Source organism: Klebsiella michiganensis (assembly GCA_000963575.1).
Taxonomy (GTDB): Bacteria; Pseudomonadota; Gammaproteobacteria; order Enterobacterales; family Enterobacteriaceae; genus Cedecea; species Cedecea michiganensis_A.
This window is the reverse complement of sequence record CP011077.1, coordinates 4073127-4092130: the sequence shown is the minus strand read 5'-3', so window position 1 is coordinate 4092130 and position 19004 is coordinate 4073127. Positions and strand designations below refer to the sequence as shown.

The 19004-nt window shown below is 47.4% G+C and carries 17 protein-coding genes and 1 pseudogene; 10 read left to right on the top strand and 8 right to left on the bottom strand.

All coding sequences use genetic code 11. The features are described 5' to 3' along the window. The first annotated feature begins 687 nt into the window (after positions 1 to 687). The gene (locus VW41_18885; GenBank protein AJZ90923.1) at positions 688 to 1047 is read left to right on the top strand and encodes a hypothetical protein; all 360 of its coding nucleotides are present in this window, start codon (positions 688 to 690) and stop codon (positions 1045 to 1047) included. 30 nt (positions 1048 to 1077) lie between these two features. Here the strand turns inward: VW41_18885 and VW41_18880 are convergent. The 5 genes and pseudogenes from VW41_18880 to VW41_18860 form a co-directional block, all read right to left on the bottom strand. Next, positions 1078 to 1511 (bottom strand): annotated as a pseudogene (locus tag VW41_18880) (hypothetical protein). An 898-nt stretch (positions 1512 to 2409) separates the two neighbouring features. Next, complete coding sequence (locus VW41_18875) at positions 2410 to 2892, bottom strand: hypothetical protein (GenBank protein AJZ90922.1); 483 nt, start codon at positions 2890 to 2892, stop codon at positions 2410 to 2412. Next, positions 2885 to 4759, bottom strand: coding sequence for a hypothetical protein (locus VW41_18870; GenBank protein ID AJZ90921.1), 1875 nt, complete (start codon positions 4757 to 4759; stop codon positions 2885 to 2887). The genes VW41_18875 and VW41_18870 overlap by 8 nt, the downstream gene beginning before the upstream one ends. Then, entirely contained in the window at positions 4752 to 5906 is a 1155-nt protein-coding gene (locus tag VW41_18865; GenBank protein ID AJZ90920.1) for a hypothetical protein, read from the bottom strand. Before VW41_18865 ends, VW41_18870 begins: the two co-directional genes overlap by 8 nt. A 16-nt stretch (positions 5907 to 5922) precedes the next feature. After that, the gene (locus VW41_18860; protein AJZ90919.1) at positions 5923 to 6393 is read right to left on the bottom strand and encodes a hypothetical protein; all 471 of its coding nucleotides are present in this window, start codon (positions 6391 to 6393) and stop codon (positions 5923 to 5925) included. Positions 6394 to 6804: 411 nt separating this feature from the next. Between VW41_18860 and VW41_18855 the strand changes: the two genes are divergently transcribed. Both VW41_18855 and VW41_18850 read left to right on the top strand, forming a co-directional pair. Then, positions 6805 to 7221 carry a hypothetical protein gene (locus VW41_18855; GenBank protein AJZ90918.1) on the top strand — a complete coding sequence of 139 codons (417 nt, stop codon included), beginning with the start codon at positions 6805 to 6807 and terminating at the stop codon, positions 7219 to 7221. 245 nt (positions 7222 to 7466) lie between these two features. Continuing rightward, complete coding sequence (locus VW41_18850; GenBank protein AJZ92025.1) at positions 7467 to 8069, top strand: Type III secretion system effector HopBA1; 603 nt, start codon at positions 7467 to 7469, stop codon at positions 8067 to 8069. A gap of 37 nt (positions 8070 to 8106) precedes the next feature. Here VW41_18850 and VW41_18845 read toward each other — a convergent pair whose 3' ends face one another. After that, a complete protein-coding gene (locus VW41_18845; GenBank protein ID AJZ90917.1) occupies positions 8107 to 9672 on the bottom strand; it encodes a hypothetical protein in 1566 nt (521 codons plus the stop codon). A gap of 606 nt (positions 9673 to 10278) precedes the next feature. Here VW41_18845 and VW41_18840 point away from each other — a divergent pair. From VW41_18840 to VW41_18820, 5 genes are all read left to right on the top strand, one after another. Next, a complete protein-coding gene (locus VW41_18840; GenBank protein AJZ90916.1) occupies positions 10279 to 11337 on the top strand; it encodes a catalase in 1059 nt (352 codons plus the stop codon). Further along, entirely contained in the window at positions 11334 to 11876 is a 543-nt protein-coding gene (locus VW41_18835) for a cytochrome B561 (GenBank protein ID AJZ90915.1), read from the top strand. The genes VW41_18840 and VW41_18835 overlap by 4 nt, the downstream gene beginning before the upstream one ends. Positions 11877 to 11897: 21 nt before the next feature. Further along, positions 11898 to 12410, top strand: a complete 513-nt coding sequence (locus VW41_18830; protein ID AJZ90914.1) for an RNA polymerase subunit sigma-24 — start codon at positions 11898 to 11900, stop codon at positions 12408 to 12410. Then, a complete protein-coding gene (locus tag VW41_18825; protein ID AJZ90913.1) occupies positions 12407 to 13177 on the top strand; it encodes an anti-sigma factor in 771 nt (256 codons plus the stop codon). Before VW41_18830 ends, VW41_18825 begins: the two co-directional genes overlap by 4 nt. Positions 13178 to 13305: 128 nt before the next feature. Beyond that, positions 13306 to 14346 carry a tellurium resistance protein TerC gene (locus tag VW41_18820; GenBank protein ID AJZ90912.1) on the top strand — a complete coding sequence of 347 codons (1041 nt, stop codon included), beginning with the start codon at positions 13306 to 13308 and terminating at the stop codon, positions 14344 to 14346. 204 nt (positions 14347 to 14550) lie between these two features. Here VW41_18820 and VW41_18815 read toward each other — a convergent pair whose 3' ends face one another. Beyond that, positions 14551 to 15213: an HAD family hydrolase gene (locus tag VW41_18815; GenBank protein ID AJZ92024.1), complete on the bottom strand. Its 663-nt coding sequence runs from the start codon at positions 15211 to 15213 to the stop codon at positions 14551 to 14553. A 287-nt stretch (positions 15214 to 15500) separates the two neighbouring features. Here VW41_18815 and VW41_18810 point away from each other — a divergent pair, with 287 nt between their 5' ends. Both VW41_18810 and VW41_18805 read left to right on the top strand, forming a co-directional pair. Beyond that, a complete protein-coding gene (locus VW41_18810) occupies positions 15501 to 16520 on the top strand; it encodes a tryptophanyl-tRNA synthetase (protein ID AJZ90911.1) in 1020 nt (339 codons plus the stop codon). Positions 16521 to 16614: 94 nt separating this feature from the next. Beyond that, complete coding sequence (locus VW41_18805) at positions 16615 to 17691, top strand: murein hydrolase effector LrgB (protein ID AJZ90910.1); 1077 nt, start codon at positions 16615 to 16617, stop codon at positions 17689 to 17691. Positions 17692 to 17732: 41 nt separating this feature from the next. On the opposite strand, the gene VW41_18800 is transcribed toward VW41_18805, so the two are convergent. Then, positions 17733 to 18695: an arabinose 5-phosphate isomerase gene (locus tag VW41_18800; GenBank protein ID AJZ90909.1), complete on the bottom strand. Its 963-nt coding sequence runs from the start codon at positions 18693 to 18695 to the stop codon at positions 17733 to 17735. Positions 18696 to 19004 lie beyond the last annotated feature (309 nt).

Sequence of the window (19004 nt, the reverse complement as noted above, 5' to 3'; positions counted from 1 at the left end):
ATTTTCTGTACCCTTTACTCTATCCTCTTCTTGCATATTTACAGGAAGATAAAGCAAAAGATACAAAACTTTGTAATCAAAAAACTGTCTTAATGTACTTACATCACGTTTAGTTATTAAGTTTTTTGTCATGGTGAAAATTTTTACTTGGTCATTAAAATTCATCGGATGTTAATATTCTAAACGAATAGGATGTCAAGCTAAAATGATGTGTCAAGTTGTTTGTAAAGTGAGAGGTTTATTTTTGGAAGATATGCTTAAGAGAAGTATATATGATATTTTACTGAGTAAAATTATTGATATGCAAGGTTGGCAGAGGTTTTCTTTCTTTTCTAACCGAAGGGAAGAAAAGCAAGGGGAACTCGAAGAAGCAAGCGCAGCGGCTTCGCAGAGTTAGCCCTTGCTTCATTTCGCTATAATAATAAAAAATCGCAGTGCCTGATATTTTATATACAGATATACAGCTTAACTTGCATTTATTTTAAAGCTTCTCTTGCAGCACAGAAGATGCTATAAATTTCCGCTTCGGTTGAATAGATGACACTGTATGGTGCTTATAATTAAAAAATTATTCACTCAAGCAATTCTTTTTATAATAAATATTATTTATTTCACAAAAATTCTTGATATTCTTTCTTAAAGTGATTAATTATAATGTTGTATAAATTTAAAACAAGAGGTTAAATAATGACTGAATATAATACGGCCTTCAATGAAGTAGACTTGCTTATGAATGAGATGCTTGAAAAATTAAATATATCATTAAATGAAACGAATTTATATCCAACTGATGATATGTTTCGGGTAATTGTGCAAGAGATTGATGTTGAAAATTTAAAAATATTATCTTTTATTTATAACGAAGGATCTCAAGAGGTTATAGACAATATCACTCCCGTAATAAAAGAGTTCATGTACTGGTGGGGTGATAATTTAGATTATGGTACTATTAATATCCAATCTCTAATTGCAAAAAAAGAAGAAAAAATAATTTCTTCAATCATATTAGAAAATTCAGATAAAGCTAAAAAAATAAAAAGAATTTGATGGTTAATTGCAATCCTGACAATCATGCTCTCATGACCATTTTTTAGAGGGATGAGGGGCTGTTGCATTCACTTCATAGGAATACCTACTCATAGAGGCTGTCTGGCACGAGCGAAGCTCTTTGATCTGTTTCTTGACTGCGAAGATCTCTGTTTTAGCTAACTCACTATTGCTACTTTTTGCATCAAGATGGCTTATAAGGCGGTTCAGCTTTTGGGATATGTTAGACTGTGATTTCCAAGCTTCAACATTGATAGCAGGAACGACAGGAGGAAGCCTATCAAAGAGGTTAATCGAAGCCATTCGCCTTTGCTTTTGTCACCTCTGTTTTTATTGAGAATAGCCAATTCTTCTTTATTAAATCGAACACTGACACAATGTATTCGCAAAGATTGAGCAGGGGGGATATGATTATTGACTGGTTTAAAATCATTTGTATAGGATAAGGTTATTGTATTACTCATAGAAACTCCTTTTCATATGTGTATTCGCTTTATGGTGAGCAATCCTTGCACACCCATAATACAGTTATAATAGAAATGCAATTTATGTCAATTAGTTAGATAAGACTTTGACTTTCTTTCTTTTTCAACCGAAGGGCGAAAAACAAGGAGACTAAACGAAGCTCCGCTTCGTTTAGTCATACCTTGCATCTATATAGATGCTATTGACATACTCATATAATGTTGTATCAATGGATTATTGTTAAAATAGATGAGGCCTGATTATGATTAATAATAAAAAAATACTATATCTGTTAGCTTTTATGTTCCTGTTATCATTCATATACACTTTTTTCGTTAATGAACTATTAGCTAACAGCAATAGTCTTGGTGAAACATTTATAATTTTACTACCTATATATTATATTATTGTATTCCCTTTTGTTTTCTTTCCTGTAAAAAAGTGTAGCAACTGAAAATATTAACTACACTTTTAAGAATTGAAATATGATTAGTTTATGAATCTACTGACGAAAGCCGAAATTATTTTTGCGAACGACAATGCTGCAATTATTACGAGAAGTGCATAGCCTAACCCGCTTTGAAGGAATATAGGGAAAAGGTCATTTTGGACACCAGGTAAAGAATCAACGCATAAACTTATCGCAGCCGAAGCTGTCGCAAATGAAAATAGCCACTCAGCTTGTACTTCGTATCTTTTATAAAATACAGAAAAACCTAATGACAAAATTGCAGGGGGAATTAAGAGTATATATTTAGATAAGCTTTCATTAGAGTGATACTTATGATTAATTATTACCCCAAGAACAACGAAGCCAGCAAAAATAAATAACAGTATTAATATGATTAACCACCGTGGATATGATTTACTTGTGCTATTCATATAATTACAACCTTTTTATTTGTTTGGTTTTTGATATGTGAATTTATATAACATCTTCCCATCTGCTGCTGATAAATAACAGTGTGAAATATTTTCTTTGTTTGGGATTATTAGCATGAGAAAAAAAGGTCTTGTATGACCTGATTTGATAAATAAGTCTTGGATACTGCGGATATCTGTTCCTGATGGGCTTGCCATTCCTTCGTTATGTGTATGCCAATCACCTAAGTAGTGGAAACCCTGCTTGAATAACGATATGATATCTTCTTTGGCTTTTTTCTCATCTAACTTGAAATAATTTCTTTTCCTCAAGTCAGTAGAGCCTGGTGTAGTTATTTTATTGATTTCAATCTCAGAATCATTGAGATTATTGGAAAATAGCATACCTCCTGATTCTTTACTAAAACAGTGGGTTTGACGATGAGAAAATAATTCATCTACTATGCTTTGGCTGATGCATATTTTGAAATCTAATTCGGCACAATGAAATTTATGCATCACTTTTTTCCCAATTAGAATTTTCAAAAATCAAAGGTATAATACAATCACCCTTTCCTGGGTTTCCGAATTGTGCAATCCATTTATCATTCCAGTTACCACCAAGTTCTAAAAGCTCTGCTTCTCTTCCTATGTAACTATATGCAAAAGATTTATTTGAAAAACGATCCATGATTAGATCTATTACAGTTCTTGCCGTTAGAGCATGTAAATTAGTCAAAGGGATAGCTCCGTATGGTTGGAACTCTCCGGCACATGCTGCTATTCTTTTACGAGTATTTTCTTTCCAGTAAGTAGCAGGATATTTTAATGCACCTATATTTTTGCCTTCTGTAATATGCCAGCTATTAAAAGCATTAGAATCCACTTGGTTGACTATTACATGCCCCGCCATTGCATGAGCTTCAACAAATGCAAAGACAATAGCACCGAGAATGTCTTCCGACTGTCTTTTAATTAACTGCTGTTCAGTATTCCAATGTGCAGTGCAGCTTACTATAATATCGGCTTCTGCAATTTTTTTGTTATTCTTGGAATCTTCTGTCCAATCTTCATTAAAAGCTTCTATATAGACATTTGGAAACTCTTCCCGTAGCCTTGAGGCAAGAGCTAATGCTTTATTTTTATAAACAGAATCAAATCCTAATAGATGACGAGAGGAGTTTTCACTCTTCATTAAATCATCATCCCAAAGCATCATTTTTCTAATGCCTGATTGAAGTAACAGTCTTGATACCGAAGATCCTACTGAACCACATCCGACGATAGCTACTTTATGTTCAGAGATTTTCTTGTAAGTTTTGTTATGCTCACGACCCGTTAACCAAGAATCGTCAGAACGGTCTACTATAAGATTTTCTGTTTTAGTTTGGCCTATTCTATTTTTTAAAATCTTTCCATCAATGTAATTTCTATAACCATCTAATAAAGCTGTATTTCTGAATCGACCCCGACTAATACCTCTGGTATCAAAGCGGTCAGTGGCAAGATCACTAACTCCCTTAGGAATCTGTATTCCTATAATATTCATCCCAGAAGGCGTTGGGAATGAAACTAGAATTATGGGCTTGACATTGAACATATTAGCACAAGATCTTAAGATCAATTCAATAGTGCTTTCTGGATCTTCCTGTTGCTGATTTATGAGTTCAAAAAAATCCCTTGCAGTTTTGGGATACTGACTCGGATACCAGGCTTCATTGAAGAATATCAATGGAATTGAAACTACTTTAGAGAGTTGCTGTTGCCTTATTCGTTTATCTTTTGAATTACTTCCATCCGATTCTAATGGCAATATTTTTTGGTTTTCCAACCAGTTAATTAATTCTTTTTGTGTGTCAGAATATATTACTCCAAATTTCCGGGTCCGATAACCGAAAACCAACCTTGTGTTTTTATTTGTTAGATCACACTGGCTTATAAGTCGATCTATTTTATTACATTGATAAATCCAATAGTTCTGGAACTCATCAATAAAATCCTCATTTAGATCACCATTTATTCCTTTTCTTAGCATTAGTATAGCATCGTTTAGTAAATCGACTGCATAGGTCATATCATTATGATCGATGATATAACTGTCAGGCCAAACACATAACTTGCCATTTTTTTCCAAGTGTGGGAGTTGGCAAACATCAATTTTTGGTGAGGAAATAAACACATCTGGGATGTCAAATTGACTAAGAGTTTTGTATCTTAGTTGCAATACAATAGGTTCATTACTAAATTCTAAATCAGTTACTAATTCCCAAGCACAAACATATTTACCGTTGAATTTTGATAATTCATTCGTAGAAAGCTTCCTTGCACCATAAGGTGCAAGGATAGTGCTCAACTGATCTATCTTTTTATTAAGACAATCAGGCATAACCACCACCACCTTGTCTATTTACAGCGGCACTTGATGATTCGGCCATACCTAATGCAGATGCAGCAATTTTCTTAATACCGTTATCGGAAATTTCAATCTCTAACGGAATATTCTCTCCATTCTTTTTATGGTCTGACACACATAAAAACTGACCTTGCACATCATCTACTATTTTTTCATATTCTTCTTTGGCTCGGTATGCTGGAGGATCTTTTTCGTCATTTTCAATTGTTTTAGAGCTTGAAATTATAAATGCTTTTTCTTTTGCTCTATTAAAAACTTCCATAGCTTTCTCGGAAGTTTTAGCATCATCTCCTTTTTTGCTTAAACTATCATGAGATAGACTATGCCAAGAACAGTGATGTGGTGCTTGTAAAATGTCATAATCTAACCATGACATAGAATATTTATTGGTTAAACGATCTCTAACACCTTCCCAACAAACGACTTCTGCATCACCACCACTTAAAAAGTGTGCAGTTTTATTGTCACCTTTAATTTCAAAATTTATTATTACGCTGGAATGATTTTTACCTAATTTATCTTCCAACTCATCAAGATCTTTCTTGGGTGAAGGACCCAATAAATGAGCTTCAAAATATGAAGAATAACTTTGATTAATCCAGCGGGTTGTTTGGTCTAATTCTAATAGGATACCTGGTATGTCGTCTGTTTTCCCATCTTCGTCTTTTCCTAAGACCAGAACTTGGTTTCCAACTCCATCCAAATAATTTTTTTCTTTATAAAGATTAACTCTTCTCTTAACTTCTTTATTCAAAGCTATTGCATCATCGCATAACGGATGATTTTGTGCATGGTGTCGCCTGAATACAATTGGACTTGACCAAATCTCATTTATAAAAATTTTATCGTTCTTCTCACTCCAATCTTCTGGTTTTCCTAAATGAAAGTGGTCAGCCACCCCATCACAATGATCTGAATCAGGGTGAGTCCAAATAAAAAGATGGACAAACAAACGACCTTCGTTATTTCGAGGAAGCTTTTCTCTGAGTTGGGTGCGAACATCAGGATGTTCTTCACCATCCCTGATGCGACAATCTATTAAAATATTTTTATCATCTTCCGTTTGGATGAGGGTCATATCCCCATTCCCAACGGGAAAGAAGCATATCTTTGCAGACATATCATATCCTTTTTAATTATTTCTGATCGGAATTATCACCCGATCTTGCTGTGCGAGATTTTTCAATCCCAAAAATAGCCATACCAACATCTTCAATTTTGCCAACGAACTTATCGACATTCAACCCTGCAAAGAAGGCAAATGCCATATATCCGTAGTCACCACCACTGCCATTTTGTGATGCATCTAACACTATTAATCCAGCTTTAAGGAATAGATAAGCCACTACACCGCAGATGCCACTAACGATAGGTCTTAATACATACCAAACATGCCAACGGTCATCCCAACAATTCCTAACACATTTGTTTAGATATACTCCACGAATGCAGTAAAGAGTTCCACCAAGAACACCTATCAATCCACAACGAATCATGAGCTTCTTACTCATGATCCATTCAGGGAATACATCGCCCTTTACTAATCCTGCATACACAAGCACAACAAGTAAGAGTAATGTGAAGAGATAACCGATTATCCTTTTCATATGTAGCCTATAAGTAACTTTTGAAGAGGGTTTTTATATTTATTCATTTTAGATCATGACATTAGATTGTCTAGAGAAGTACTGCTGCATCATTGGGGTGTGGGCGTCGAAGGTTTCGCTAGTGCTCATGGAGTAATGATATCCATTTCGTTGAATTTTAAGTTGTTAGTGATGTTTCTGGTTCTCATTATCACTCACTAATAGGGCGTAAACTGTGCGTGGGAATCGTCCCGCTGATGGCCCATGATAACGGAGTATCAAAGTCAGGAAAACAGCGGTTAAACGACATTGCTTAAAGCCTCGCAACTCGGTGCCATTCTGATATGTTCTGGCGGCGGTTGGCTGTAATACCTCAGTTTGGCGAACTTTTTCGCCTTCATTTTGTTTAAACGGTTAAATTCCAGGGTGTCTATGAAAAAGTGGGTACTGGCGTGCGCGTTGGCGGTGACGGGATGCGTTTCTTTTCAACAGCTTGATGAAGGGCTGCGCGGCCTGGTGGGCCAGGATAAAACCGTCGCTTTCAAAATTTTGGGCTATCCGGATAACCAGCAAACGTTCGACGATACAAAAGTTTATACGTGGGTCGCGAACAGCACGGGGGCCGAGCCCTATGTCGCGCCGCAAACCACCTCTGGCACGGTAAACGGCAAGCCGTTTGAGGCCACGACAACACAGACCACGTTTGTGCCGGTCAACTACAGCTGCAAAATTCAGATCTCTACCGACAGCAAGGGCATCATCAAAGACTATAAATATACCAGCACCGATCCCAGCGTGATGGGCTGTATGAACTACATCAAAAGCCTCAACAACTATTATAAAAGATAACGCCTGCCTGAACCGGCTACCCGCTTGAGTAGCCGGATGTTGCGTTTAGACACATCTTTTTTATCCTGCTTTCAGGAACTCAATGTTCAGTTACCCACTTACCAGAAAACATTACCCCATCGGAGATAACCATGTTTTCTGCAGTCGGTCAGTCAAACCGCGTTCAACCCGCCGCCCTTAGTGCCAGCGGAAGGATCCATCCTGATATTAAAATTAAGCCGCCGGTAAACGATCCCGTTCAGGCCCTGGCTAACCTGTTCCGTGATAACAAGCTTGCCTATCTGGGCGATGTGCATGGCCAGCTTGCGATCCCTGAATTTGTCGGGCATGCCATTCCCGAGTTGAAAAAGGCTGGAGTGGATCTGCTGGCGGTAGAGTTTGTGAAGTACAGCGATAACGCCTTGTTTCGCGAAGCGCTGGCCCATGGCAAAGAGGCGACCAAAAACTTCATCATGAATGCCTGGTCAAAACACGGCGAGGCCTGGGTGGATAAGGTTGCCGGGGCACTCTATGAAGCGCACAAAGCCGGCATTTCCGTCGCCGGCATTGACCGCCATATTCCGGGTGCTGCGCCAAAAACGCCGATGGAAGCTATCAAATACATGAACAAGCGGCTGGCGCTCAATATTGCCTGGAACGCAGCCGCAGAAAAGGAAGAGCGTGCTATTGGCGCTCGTAAAACGCTGGTGTGGGGCGGCGGCGGTCATTTTCATCATAGCCGCGAGCAAGGGCCTAAAGATATGCGTCCCGGCCCTGTGGTTTCCTTCAGCGCGAGCGATAAAGCCCCGGGCTGCTCGCTGAACGATAAGGACGACAACAGCCACCTGGTGATTAATTTCCCGAAATAAAATAACGGGGAATGATGATTCCCCGTACCTTTTTGTCTCAGGACGCAACCTGGAAAACGCTGACGGTTTCTCGCAGCACGCGGGATTGCGTATCGAGAGAGGTTGCCGTCGAGGAAGTCACCTCTACCATCGCAACGTTCTGCTGCAGGTTTTTATCCATCTGTGCAACGGCCTGAGCAACCTCATTAACGCCGGTCGCCTGTTCAGCAGAGTTATGCGCAATTTCGTTTACGATGCTATTCACCTGGCTGACGGTGGTCAAAATCTTGCTCATGGTTTCCGCAGCCTGGTCTATCTCCTGCGCGCCGCTGTTCACCCGCTGCACCGAGCCGGTAATCAGGCCTTTAATTTCTTTTGCTGCGCTGGAGGAGCGTTGAGCGAGGGCGCGAACCTCGGTAGCCACCACGGCAAAACCTCGGCCCTGTTCACCAGCCCTTGCCGCCTCAACGGCAGCGTTAAGCGCCAGAATATTGGTCTGGAAAGCTATCCCCTCGATCACCGACGTAATGTCGGCAATGCGCACGGACTCCTGAGTGATCTCCTCCATCGTGCTGACGATCCCCTGCACCATTTCACTCCCCTGGGCGACTTCGCTGGCGGCAGAGCTGGCAAGCTTACTGGCGTACTGTGCGCTTTCCGCATTGTTACGCACCGTGCTCGCTACCTGGTCCATCGCCGCTGAAGTTTGCTGCAACGCCGCGGCCTGGTTCTCGGTCCTTGCAGAAAGTGAGCTGCTTCCCCTGGCAATCTCCGCGCTGGCGCTCGCCACACTCTCTGCGTTCTGACGTACTTCCAGCACCAGCTGGCGCAGCGCATTTTGCATATGGCTCAGCGAGGCGAGAATGCTGCTGGTATCTTTTTTACGCAGTTCAGGCGTCTGCGTCAGGTCTCCGGCGGCGATGGCATTGGTCATGCGCAGCAAATCAACCGGCTCACCGCCGAGGGAAAGTGTGATTTTGCGAGTGGTGGACCAGGTGATAAGCAGGCCAAGCGCGACGGCAACCAGCGCCAGCGTGAGCATCAGGAGGTGGAATGTTCTCGCAATACCGCGCGCCGTATTCGCAAGCGTGTCGTTAAGCTGCGTTTCCATGTCGATAAAACCGTTAATGGTGGCCAGCCAGTGAACAAATGCTGGGCGAGCCTGATTGAGGATTACCTGGCGCGCGCCTTCCACATCGCCTTTTTGTTGTAGGGCGATAATCTCATTCACCAGCGGCAGAGTTTGCTGCTCGGCTTCTTTTATCTTTTCGTATTGGGCACGCTCTTCCACGGTAACGTCGTTGCCCTGAGCAAAGAGACCTTCCATCGGCTGGACGGAGGCCTGGTAATCCTGCTCCAGCTTGCGGATGTGTTCGACAACCCCTTGCAGCTCGCCTGCCGGAACCAGCGTCACGTCGCGTATGGCAATCGAACGGTCATGCACGCTGCCCCGGAAATTAACGGCGTAGCGCTGTTTAACGTTATTGACATCGTTAATGGCGATCAGCGCGTTGTTTATTTTATTTACCTGCATAATTGCCACCAGCGTCAGCACAATCAGCGTTAATAAAATAATGATGAAGCTGCCGCTAATTCGCGAGCCTACGGAAAGGTTTTTAAACATAATAACTCTCTTTTAATTAATATTGAGCGTGATGTTAATGGTGTTGTTAGCGTATTTTTCCCGCAGTGAATACAGGAGGGTAAGTTGTTATGCAGGCTATCAGGTTGGAAAGAAAATTAATCTGCAGGCAAAACGTTGTCAATAGGGCGGTTTTGTACCGATGGGTGCAGTGTTGACGAGGGGGGAATGCTTTATTCCATAAATAACAATGGCGTTTATTTTTGTTCTCCCTAAGCCAAATGATTTTGCTTTTCATTTGTGGTTTCACTTTGTTTTTATGCTTTAAACCTGGTGTCGAGGGCTTGCAATAATTCTCCAGGTACGTTCGTTACGTCTGCTAACAAATGTTTATCATTTATTTAAGGTTTAAATTTTTAGCTATTAATGAAAAAGGCTGAGCCAATATTTTAAAATCTACGCCCCCGGATTACATGAAAGTTAATTACAGCAATCTCCCTGCTTTTGATGATGGAATACAGAGGGCAAAAAAACTTTAAGGCCCGGGAATAAATGTTCATCTCGTTCGTCCTATGTGCTCAAAAGCCAAATGCCGTTTCATTATTGTGAGTCGAACCTATGCGAGAACCCCGCCCATCTTTCTGCGCGATGTTTAAACGTTTGCGCTATCCGCAGCAATTTTTCCTGCGTGGCGCCGTGATAGTCGCCATTCCGTTAGCCCTCTGTCTGCTGTTTGCCTGGGCCTGGGGGGCGCTGACGCCGGGGCGTTTATCCCCTGACAAGCTGGTTAATGCGCTGGAAAAAACGGCAGGAGAGCACCCCGGTTATCGCCGCAACCATGCCAGAGGCGTCTGCGTGGTGGGGTATTTTGATTCCAACGGCAGCGCCAGCGCGCTGTCAAAAGCAACGGTTTTTCTGCCGGGTAAGACGCCAGTCATTGGCCGTCTGGCGATTGCCGGCGGTAATCCCAATGCGCCCGACGGGGCGGTTCCGGTGCGCAGTATGGCGCTGCAGTTTATCACCCGCGATGGCCAGGAGTGGCGCACGGGGATGAACGCCCTGCCGTTCTTTAGCGTCGCTACGCCTCAGGGCTTCTACGATCAACAAATAGCCGGCATTCCCGATCCTAAAACGGGCAAACCCGATCCCGCCAAAATGAAGGCATTTATCAGCGCTCACCCGGAGGCAAAGCCGTTTTTTGCCTGGGTGAAGAGCTATGTGCCAACGTCCAGCTGGGCCAGCGATAGCTACAACAGCCTGAATGCTTTCCTGTTTACCAACAAAGCAGGAGACGTTCACGGTGTGCGCTGGAGTATGCAGGCGCAAACCCCCGGTACGCCAGTGACGGCGCAAGACAAAGCGAATCCTTTGTTCCTTCAGCAGGACCTCAAGCAGCGCCTGCAGCAGGGGCCGCTAAAATGGAATTTGCTAATCAGCGTGGCTGAAAAAGGTGACGTGATAAACGATGCGACAAAAGCCTGGCCCGATAGCCACCAAAAGCTTAACGCAGGCACGCTGGTGCTGACTTCCGCACAAGATCAGGCCGACGGCGACTGCCGGGACATCAACTACGATCCGCTGATACTGCCAGACGGTATCTCGGGGTCAGACGATCCGCTGCTCAGCGCGCGCTCTGCGGCTTACTCGTCATCCTTCAATCGCCGGACGCATGAAGAAGCTCAGGTAAATAAAGGGGCAGGGTTATGAACAAAGTAGCTTATTTTCACCCTCTGCTGCGTGTCGTTCACTGGGCGATGGCGCTGATGATCGTGGCGATGCTGTTCATTGGCGTGGGAATGGTGTCCACGGTGTCGGGCCTGCACGCATTTTTATACTCATTGCATAAACCGCTCGGCGTCGCCATTTTGCTGCTGGTCGTTCTGAGGGTGTATCTTCGCCTTCGTTATAAAACGCCGCCGCTCCCGGCGCATCTGCCTGGTTTTCAGGTGGCTCTGGCGCACTTATCCCACTGGCTGCTCTATCTTCTGATGGTGGCTCAGCCCCTGGTGGGGTGGGCAATGCTCTCCGCGGCGGGCTATCCCGTGACGCTGGGAGACGGCATCACGTTACCTGCGCTGGTGGCTAAAAATATAGAGCTTTATGCCGTGCTTCGGCCGCTGCATACCTGGCTTGCGCTGCTGCTGTTCGTCACCGTGGTTCTGCATCTGACCGCCGCATTGTTCCATGCGCTGCTATTGCGTGATGGCGTGTTCAGCAGCATGACGGGTCACAGAGGCCGGAATTAACATCGCGCAGTGGAGTAAATCATGTCAAAACTGAGCGAACAGGAAATACGGGAAATGCTGCCGCATCTGCAGCGTTTCGCCCTATGGCTCACGCGTAATCCTCACGCCGCGGAGGATCTGGTGCAGTCCTGTCTTGAGAAAGCTTTCAGCCGGGAAAGGGATCTGGCGGCCAGAGAAAACCTTCGCAGCTGGTTGTTCTCCATTCTCTATCGGCAATTCATTGACGGCGAGCGGCGAAAAAGACGCTATCAGCGCATTTTGTCGCTGTTTACCGGCGATGAAAACCCGGTGGCAGCGTCAGCGGAAGAGATGCTGATCAATGACGATATGCTGGTGATGTTCAGCCAGCTTCCCGTGGAGCAGCGCGCGTTGCTACTGCTCATCAGCGTGGAAGGCCTGAGTTACAAAGAGGCGGCTGAGTCGCTGGATATTCCGTTGGGTACCGTGATGTCGCGCTTGTCCCGCGCCAGAAAACAGCTGCAAAAATGGGATGAGGGAGCGTCATCGGCCCCGGCGTTAAGGAGGTTGAAATGAAATCGCGCATACCTGACGAACAGGATCTCCATGCCTGGGTTGACGGGCAACTGGATGAAGAGCGTCAAAAGTGGGTGGAGCACTATTTGCAGCAACACCCGGAGCAGGCCGCACAGGTCAGGAAATGGCAGGCCGATGCCCGGCACTTACGTCTCTCGCTGGATGAATTTGTGCCGCAGGTTTCTGCCCCTGCTTCGGAAGTGCAGCGGGCGCGCCAGCAGATCCGGCGAACCCGCCAGTGGCGACTCGCCGTTGCTTTTAGCCTGCTGTTCTCCGTCGGTATGGGGGGCGTGGCCGGGTGGCAACTGCATGCCAGCGAGGTTCTGCGGCAAATTCTGCCGATGGAAGATGCCGTGCAGGCCTATCGCCTGGTAAACAGCGGCAGCGTGAAAGCGCTGGACGTAGTGGCCAGCGATCGCACTGAGGTAAACAACTGGATGAGCCGTTATTTTATTAACGGGGCGCTGGCCCCCGATCTGGATAACTACGGTTTTACGCTGGTAGGCGGGCGCTTAATGGTGACCGAGCAGGGCCCGGCGGCACTGGTGGTTTACCAGGATGACCGGGGAACGCGCGTGGCTTATTACATCCGGCCTTCCGGTATGTTTACGCTGGGGAAAGGGGAGCGGCAGGCCGATAACCTGACGGCACAATACTGGAGCGATCGCCGCTATAACTACGCGATGATAAGCCCGGCCAATGATAGCCAGACGGCGAGGTTACAACAGGCCGTTGCGCAGTACGCGGGGGATGCCCGAGCGATTTAAGCCAGACGTCGGTTTATTCGCCAATGTCAGAAAAAACATACCATTTTTGCCTGAAGGTCTTATCCTGAATGGAGTGAGGCGGCGCCGGATCCCCCGAAACCGCCTCCGTCATTCCTGAAGGATAAAACATGGTATCTACACATATTGGTTTCCCGACCGAAACGGTAGCGGTGTTTCTGGCGCTCTCGGTAGGGGCCATTTTCATCGACCTCTTTATGCACCGCAAAGACGAGCCTATCTCGCTGAAAAGTGCCGCATTGTGGTCGGTGTTCTGGGTTGCAGTGGCAATGCTTTTTGCCGGTTTTTTATATATTCATCACGGGGCGGAAGTGGCCAGCCTGTTTATCACCGGCTATGCGCTTGAAAAGGTGCTTTCCGTCGATAACCTGTTCGTGATGATGGCGATTTTTGCCTGGTTTGGTATTCCGGATCGCTACCGGCACCGCGTGCTCTACTGGGGTGTTATCGGCGCGATTGTTTTCAGAGGCGTTTTTGTGGCGATCGGCACGGGGCTGCTGTCGCTGGGGCCTTATGTTGAAATCGTGTTTGCGTTAATTGTGGCGTGGACGGCGGTGATGATGCTCAAAGGCAACGACGGGGAAGACGAAGTTGAGGATTACTCTCAGCATCTGGCTTATCGGCTGGTAAAACGCTTCTTTCCCCTCTGGCCTAAACTTGCCGGGCGCAAATTTCTGCTTAACCAGGCTGAGGTAGACCGGGAACTGGCGAAGCCAGAAAACCAGGCCATCGCCGTTGGGCGAGTTAAAAAAGCCACGCTGTATGCTACGCCGCTGATGCTTTGCGTGGCGGTGGTTGAGCTTTCTGACGTGATGTTTGCTTTTGATTCCGTCCCGGCCATTATTGCCGTCAGCCGGGAACCACTTATCGTCTACAGCGCAATGATGTTCGCGATACTCGGCTTACGTACCCTGTATTTTGTGCTGGAAGCGTTAAAACAGTATCTCGTTCACCTGGAAAAAGCGGTGGTGGTACTGCTGTTCTTTATCGCCGTTAAGCTTGGACTTAACGCCAGCGAGCACATCTGGCATCACGGTTACAGCATTTCGGCCACCGCCAGCCTGTACGTTGTGTTGGGCGTGCTGGCCGTGGGCATCATCCTCAGCGTGATGTTCCCGGCGAAAGCCGAATCGAGCGACAGCAAGAATTAAGTAAGTTGAAGGACGCCTTCGGGCGAGGGCGTGAGGTTGCTGACAAAGAGGGAAAAAGCGTGGTTTTTCCCTCTTTGTGGCTATCAGCCGAAAATCAATAAATTGATTTTCCTGTTTTTTGACGAGCCGTCTGGTATTTCTTCTTTCGTCAGAGGTATGTCAGCAGTCTGACTCCTTCGGGTGACGGCGTCTTGTTCACCTGACTCAGAGATGTTTGTCGAGACGTAATCTTTCGATAGGTGAGCGACGGCGAGACCAGGAGCGATGGAAGTGACGCCAGTGGTAATCCCGGGCGGCGGTCAGCAGCTCATAATCCCCTCTTGAATCCCCCCAGGCGCGCAAATGCAGCTGGTTGAGCGGGCCATAAACCTGTTCCAGACGCTGAATTTTCTGGCTGCAGCGGCAGTTATGGCCGTTAATGCGGCCGGTTAACATACCGTCCACCACTTCAAGCTGAGTACCGATGAGCTTAACGCCCAGGCGTTCGGCGAAAGGTAGCAGCACGATGGCCGGCGATGCGGAGCACAGCGTAACTTCAGCGCCAGAGCGCAGCTCGGCGGCAACCGCCATCAGCCCACGGGGGCGCATCATTTTTTCGAAGTTTTTGGCGCAATAAACTTCGGCTTTCTCCTTAACCCACTTCTCGTTCACGCCGGTTAAGAAGGTTGAAATCAGCACTTCTTTTAATTCATCGCGGGTTAGCTTCCTGCGCAGGCATTTGAGCGTCGGAATGGCCATGCGCATCATCTTGCGTGCAAAGGTTTTGCGTCCGAAGGCAAACCGCAGGAACGGGACAAAGCTATCGCTATGGGTCAGCGTGCCGTCAAAATCGAAAACCGACAGGACGCCTGGAGAAGGATCATTCATAACAACCATAGATTCCCAATTTTCCTTTTTTATCTGCTCGTCGCGAGGGCATCTTGCGAACGATGGGGAAATTATAAACTTTTAAATCCCGCTACGGAAACCGAAGCGAAGTGTGATAGGGTAACCCGATGAACAGAAATAACACCCCGCTTATGGTTAGCCGCTGGTGGCTGTCTCTTTAGAGGCGGCAAGAATTCGTTCACCCTTTTCTAATAGCCGCCGGAAGGCGGCTATTTCGTTTTATCTGTTCGCCCTCCGGCAATATTTATCAGCCTCAGGAGGCATTTATGAGCAGCACACACTCTTTGCAGCAAACCATTCTAACCGGCGACCGTCCAACCGGGCAGTTGCACCTTGGGCACTATGTTGGCTCGCTGCGCAAACGCGTTCAGCTCCAGGATGAGCATCAGCAGTACATTTTGGTGGCCGACCTTCAGGGGTTAACCGACAACGGCAGCCGCCCGGAGAAAGTCGCCGAAAATATTCTACAGGTGATGGCGGACTATCTGGCGGTAGGTATTGATCCTCTGAAAACGACTATCTGCCTGCAGTCCTCGCTGCCCGCGCTGGCCGAGCTCACCATGCTGTATATGAACATCGTGACCGTCGCCAGGCTGGAAAGAAACCCGACGGTAAAAAGCGAGATTGCACAGAAGGGATTCGCCCGCTCTCTGCCTTCAGGTTTTCTTGTCTATCCGATAAGCCAGGCCGCTGATATCACAGCGTTTAAAGCCAGCCTGGTGCCGGTGGGGGACGATCAACTGCCGATGATCGAACAGGCCAATGAAATTGTGCACAAGATGAATAGCCTGACGCCGACGCCGATATTAACCGGCTGCAAAGCGTTACTCAGTCCGGTCAGCCGCCTGCCGGGCATTGACGGCAACGCTAAAATGTCAAAATCCCTGGGTAACACGCTCACGCTTTCAGCCAGCGAGCAGCAGATCCATCAGGCCGTGAGCGCCATGTTTACCGACCCGACGCACCTGCGTGTTAGCGATCCGGGAAAAATTGAAGGTAATGTGGTGTTTACTTATCTGGATGCTTTCCATGAAGACAAAGAGAAAGTAGAGGCGATGAAAGCGCACTACCAGCGCGGTGGGCTTGGGGATCGCCAGTGTAAAAATGAGCTGGAAACCTGTCTGCAGAACCTACTGGCACCGATAAGAGAGCGGCGGAACCGCTTTATCGAGGACAAAGCGTATTTGCTTGAGGTACTCAAAGCCGGGAGTGAAAAAGCGCGGGCGCTGACTCAGCAAACGGCCGATGAAGTGAAACGTGCGCTGGGGCTGCCGGTGCTATTTTAACGGCAGAAGGGCGCGAGGGGCATACTCAGATGAGTGATTATGGATTACCATTATTGCGAAACTTTCGCGAACATTCACAGGGACAGCCCATCAGATGCGTTATTCAGCCGCAGCACTTCTTCCTATGCTGGTTTTACTCTCCGCCTGTAGCAGTAAGCCGAAAACCGCCGAGCAGCAGACAACCAGCGGTACGCCGTCGGGCGGTTTCCTGCTGCAGCCGCAGCACGATGTTTTCATGCAAACCGGTGACTTTGCCTACAACCCGGAAGCAGAGAAATTCATCGACAAAATGGTGAATGACCATGGTTTCGACCGTCGCCAGCTGCATGAAGTGTTGTCCCAGGCTAAACGTCTGGACTACGTGCTGCGCCTGATGGATCAGCAGGCTCCGACGACGGCGCCACCTGCCGGGCCGAACGGGGCATGGTTACGCTATCGGGCTAAATTTATCACGCCGGATAACGTACAAAACGGCGTTAAGTTCTGGAATCAGTATGAATCGGCCCTGAACCGCGCGTACCAGGTTTATGGTGTGCCGCCGGAAATCATCGTCGGGATCATCGGGGTTGAAACCCGCTGGGGCCGCGTAATGGGGAAAACGCGCATTGTAGATGCTCTGGCGACGCTTGCTTTTGCCTACCCGCGCCGCGCGCAATACTTTGCGGGCGAGCTGGAAACCTTCCTGCTGATGGCGCGTAATGAAGGGGACGATCCGTTGGCGCTGAAAGGCTCCTTCGCCGGGGCAATGGGCTACGGGCAGTTTATGCCGTCTTCATTTAAAGAGTACGCGGTGGACTTCAACGGCGACGGCCACGTAAACCTGTGGGATCCGGAAGATGCTATTGGCAGCGTGGCGAACTATTTCAAAGCGCACGGCTGGGAGAAGGGCGACATGGTTGCCGTGCCGGCCAATGGTCAGGTGCCGGGGCTGGCTAACGGCTTCAACACCAAATACTCCGTGGCGGCGCTGGGGCAATCTGGCCTGAGTCCACAGGGCTCTTTGGGCAATCATCAGGAAGTGAGCCTGCTGCGCCTGGATATGGGCGACCGTTACCAGTACTGGTACGGGCTGCCAAACTTTTACGCCATTACCCGCTACAACCACAGCACCCATTATGCGATGGCGGTGTGGCAATTAGGCCAGGCCGTAGCGCTGGCTCGCGTTCAGTAAAGCGTTCTGTCGCCCTCATTTGGGGGCGACAGAGACGGCTATCAAATCCCTGCCTGATGAAAATCATGCAGGTTAATGGCCCCAAGCAGCCTGCCGCTTTCATCCACGACCGGCGCCGCGCTAATGCGTTTTTTCATCAGCACCTCTTGGGCGTCTATCGCCCGGGTTTCCGCGTTCAGCACCGTGCCACTCTTCGTCATGGCGTCGTTGATCCCGGCTTCCAGTTTACCGCCGCCCACCAGCCAGCGGCGCAGGTCGCCATCGGTAAAGACCCCTGCAACTTGCTGCGTTTTGTCACAGACGGCAACCAGCCCCAGCCCTGTGCGGCTTAGCTCCAGCATGGCGTCCATTACGGAGGCACTATCCGCCACCTGCGGGAGTTGTTCGCCGGTGCGCATCAGGTGATGAACCCGGTTTAACAAACGTGCGCCTAACGCACCGGCCGGGTGTGAACGTGCAAAATCCTCTTCATTGAAGCCACGCTCCTGCATCACCGCCATAGCCAGCGCATCCCCCATCATTAACGTATTCACCGCGCTGGAAGTCGGCGCAAGGCGCATCGGGCAGGCTTCGCGCTCAACTGAAATATCCAGCGTGGCAAAGGCCGCCTTCGCCAGCGGCGACTGCGCTTTGCCGGTAATGGCAATCAACGTCACGGCCTTTTCCTGCAGGCGAGGAATAATTAAATCCAGCTCTTTCGCATGGCCGGAATAGGAGATAAACAGCAGGATGTCGCGGCTTTCGATCATCCCCAGATCGCCGTGTAACGCTTCGGCAGGGTGAACGAAGAAGGCTGGTGTGCCGGTGATGGCAAACGTGGCGGCGATTTTCTTCCCGATATGCCCGGACTTGCCCATGCCGGAAACAATCACTTTCCCCTGGCAGGCGAGTACGGCGCTGGCTGCGGCAACAAAACCTTCTCCAAGTCTGTCCGGCAGGCGGCTCGCCTCCTGTAATTCCAGCAGCAGGGTTTCTCGTGCGGCGTTAATCATTCGTTGATTCATCTTCTTCTCCGGTGGCAATCACTTTCACGCCTTTTCACGCAGCGCGGTGAGAAATTCATGGCTAATGCCGCTGTCGGTGTAAACCTCGTTATAGGTCGTGACCCCGGCGTTGAGATCGCTACCATCGACGCTTACCAGCAGCCTGTCAAAGCCGATTTGGGTCTTATTGTGGAATATAAATCCATCGATATAAAAGGTTTTGGCATGTGAAAGGACCGGTGAAACTTTTGCTTTACGGGTGGGGAGTAAAAAAGAGAACGATTGAGGGTTCGTTTATGCCGAGGTGTAAAACAGAAATTTACAAGGGCT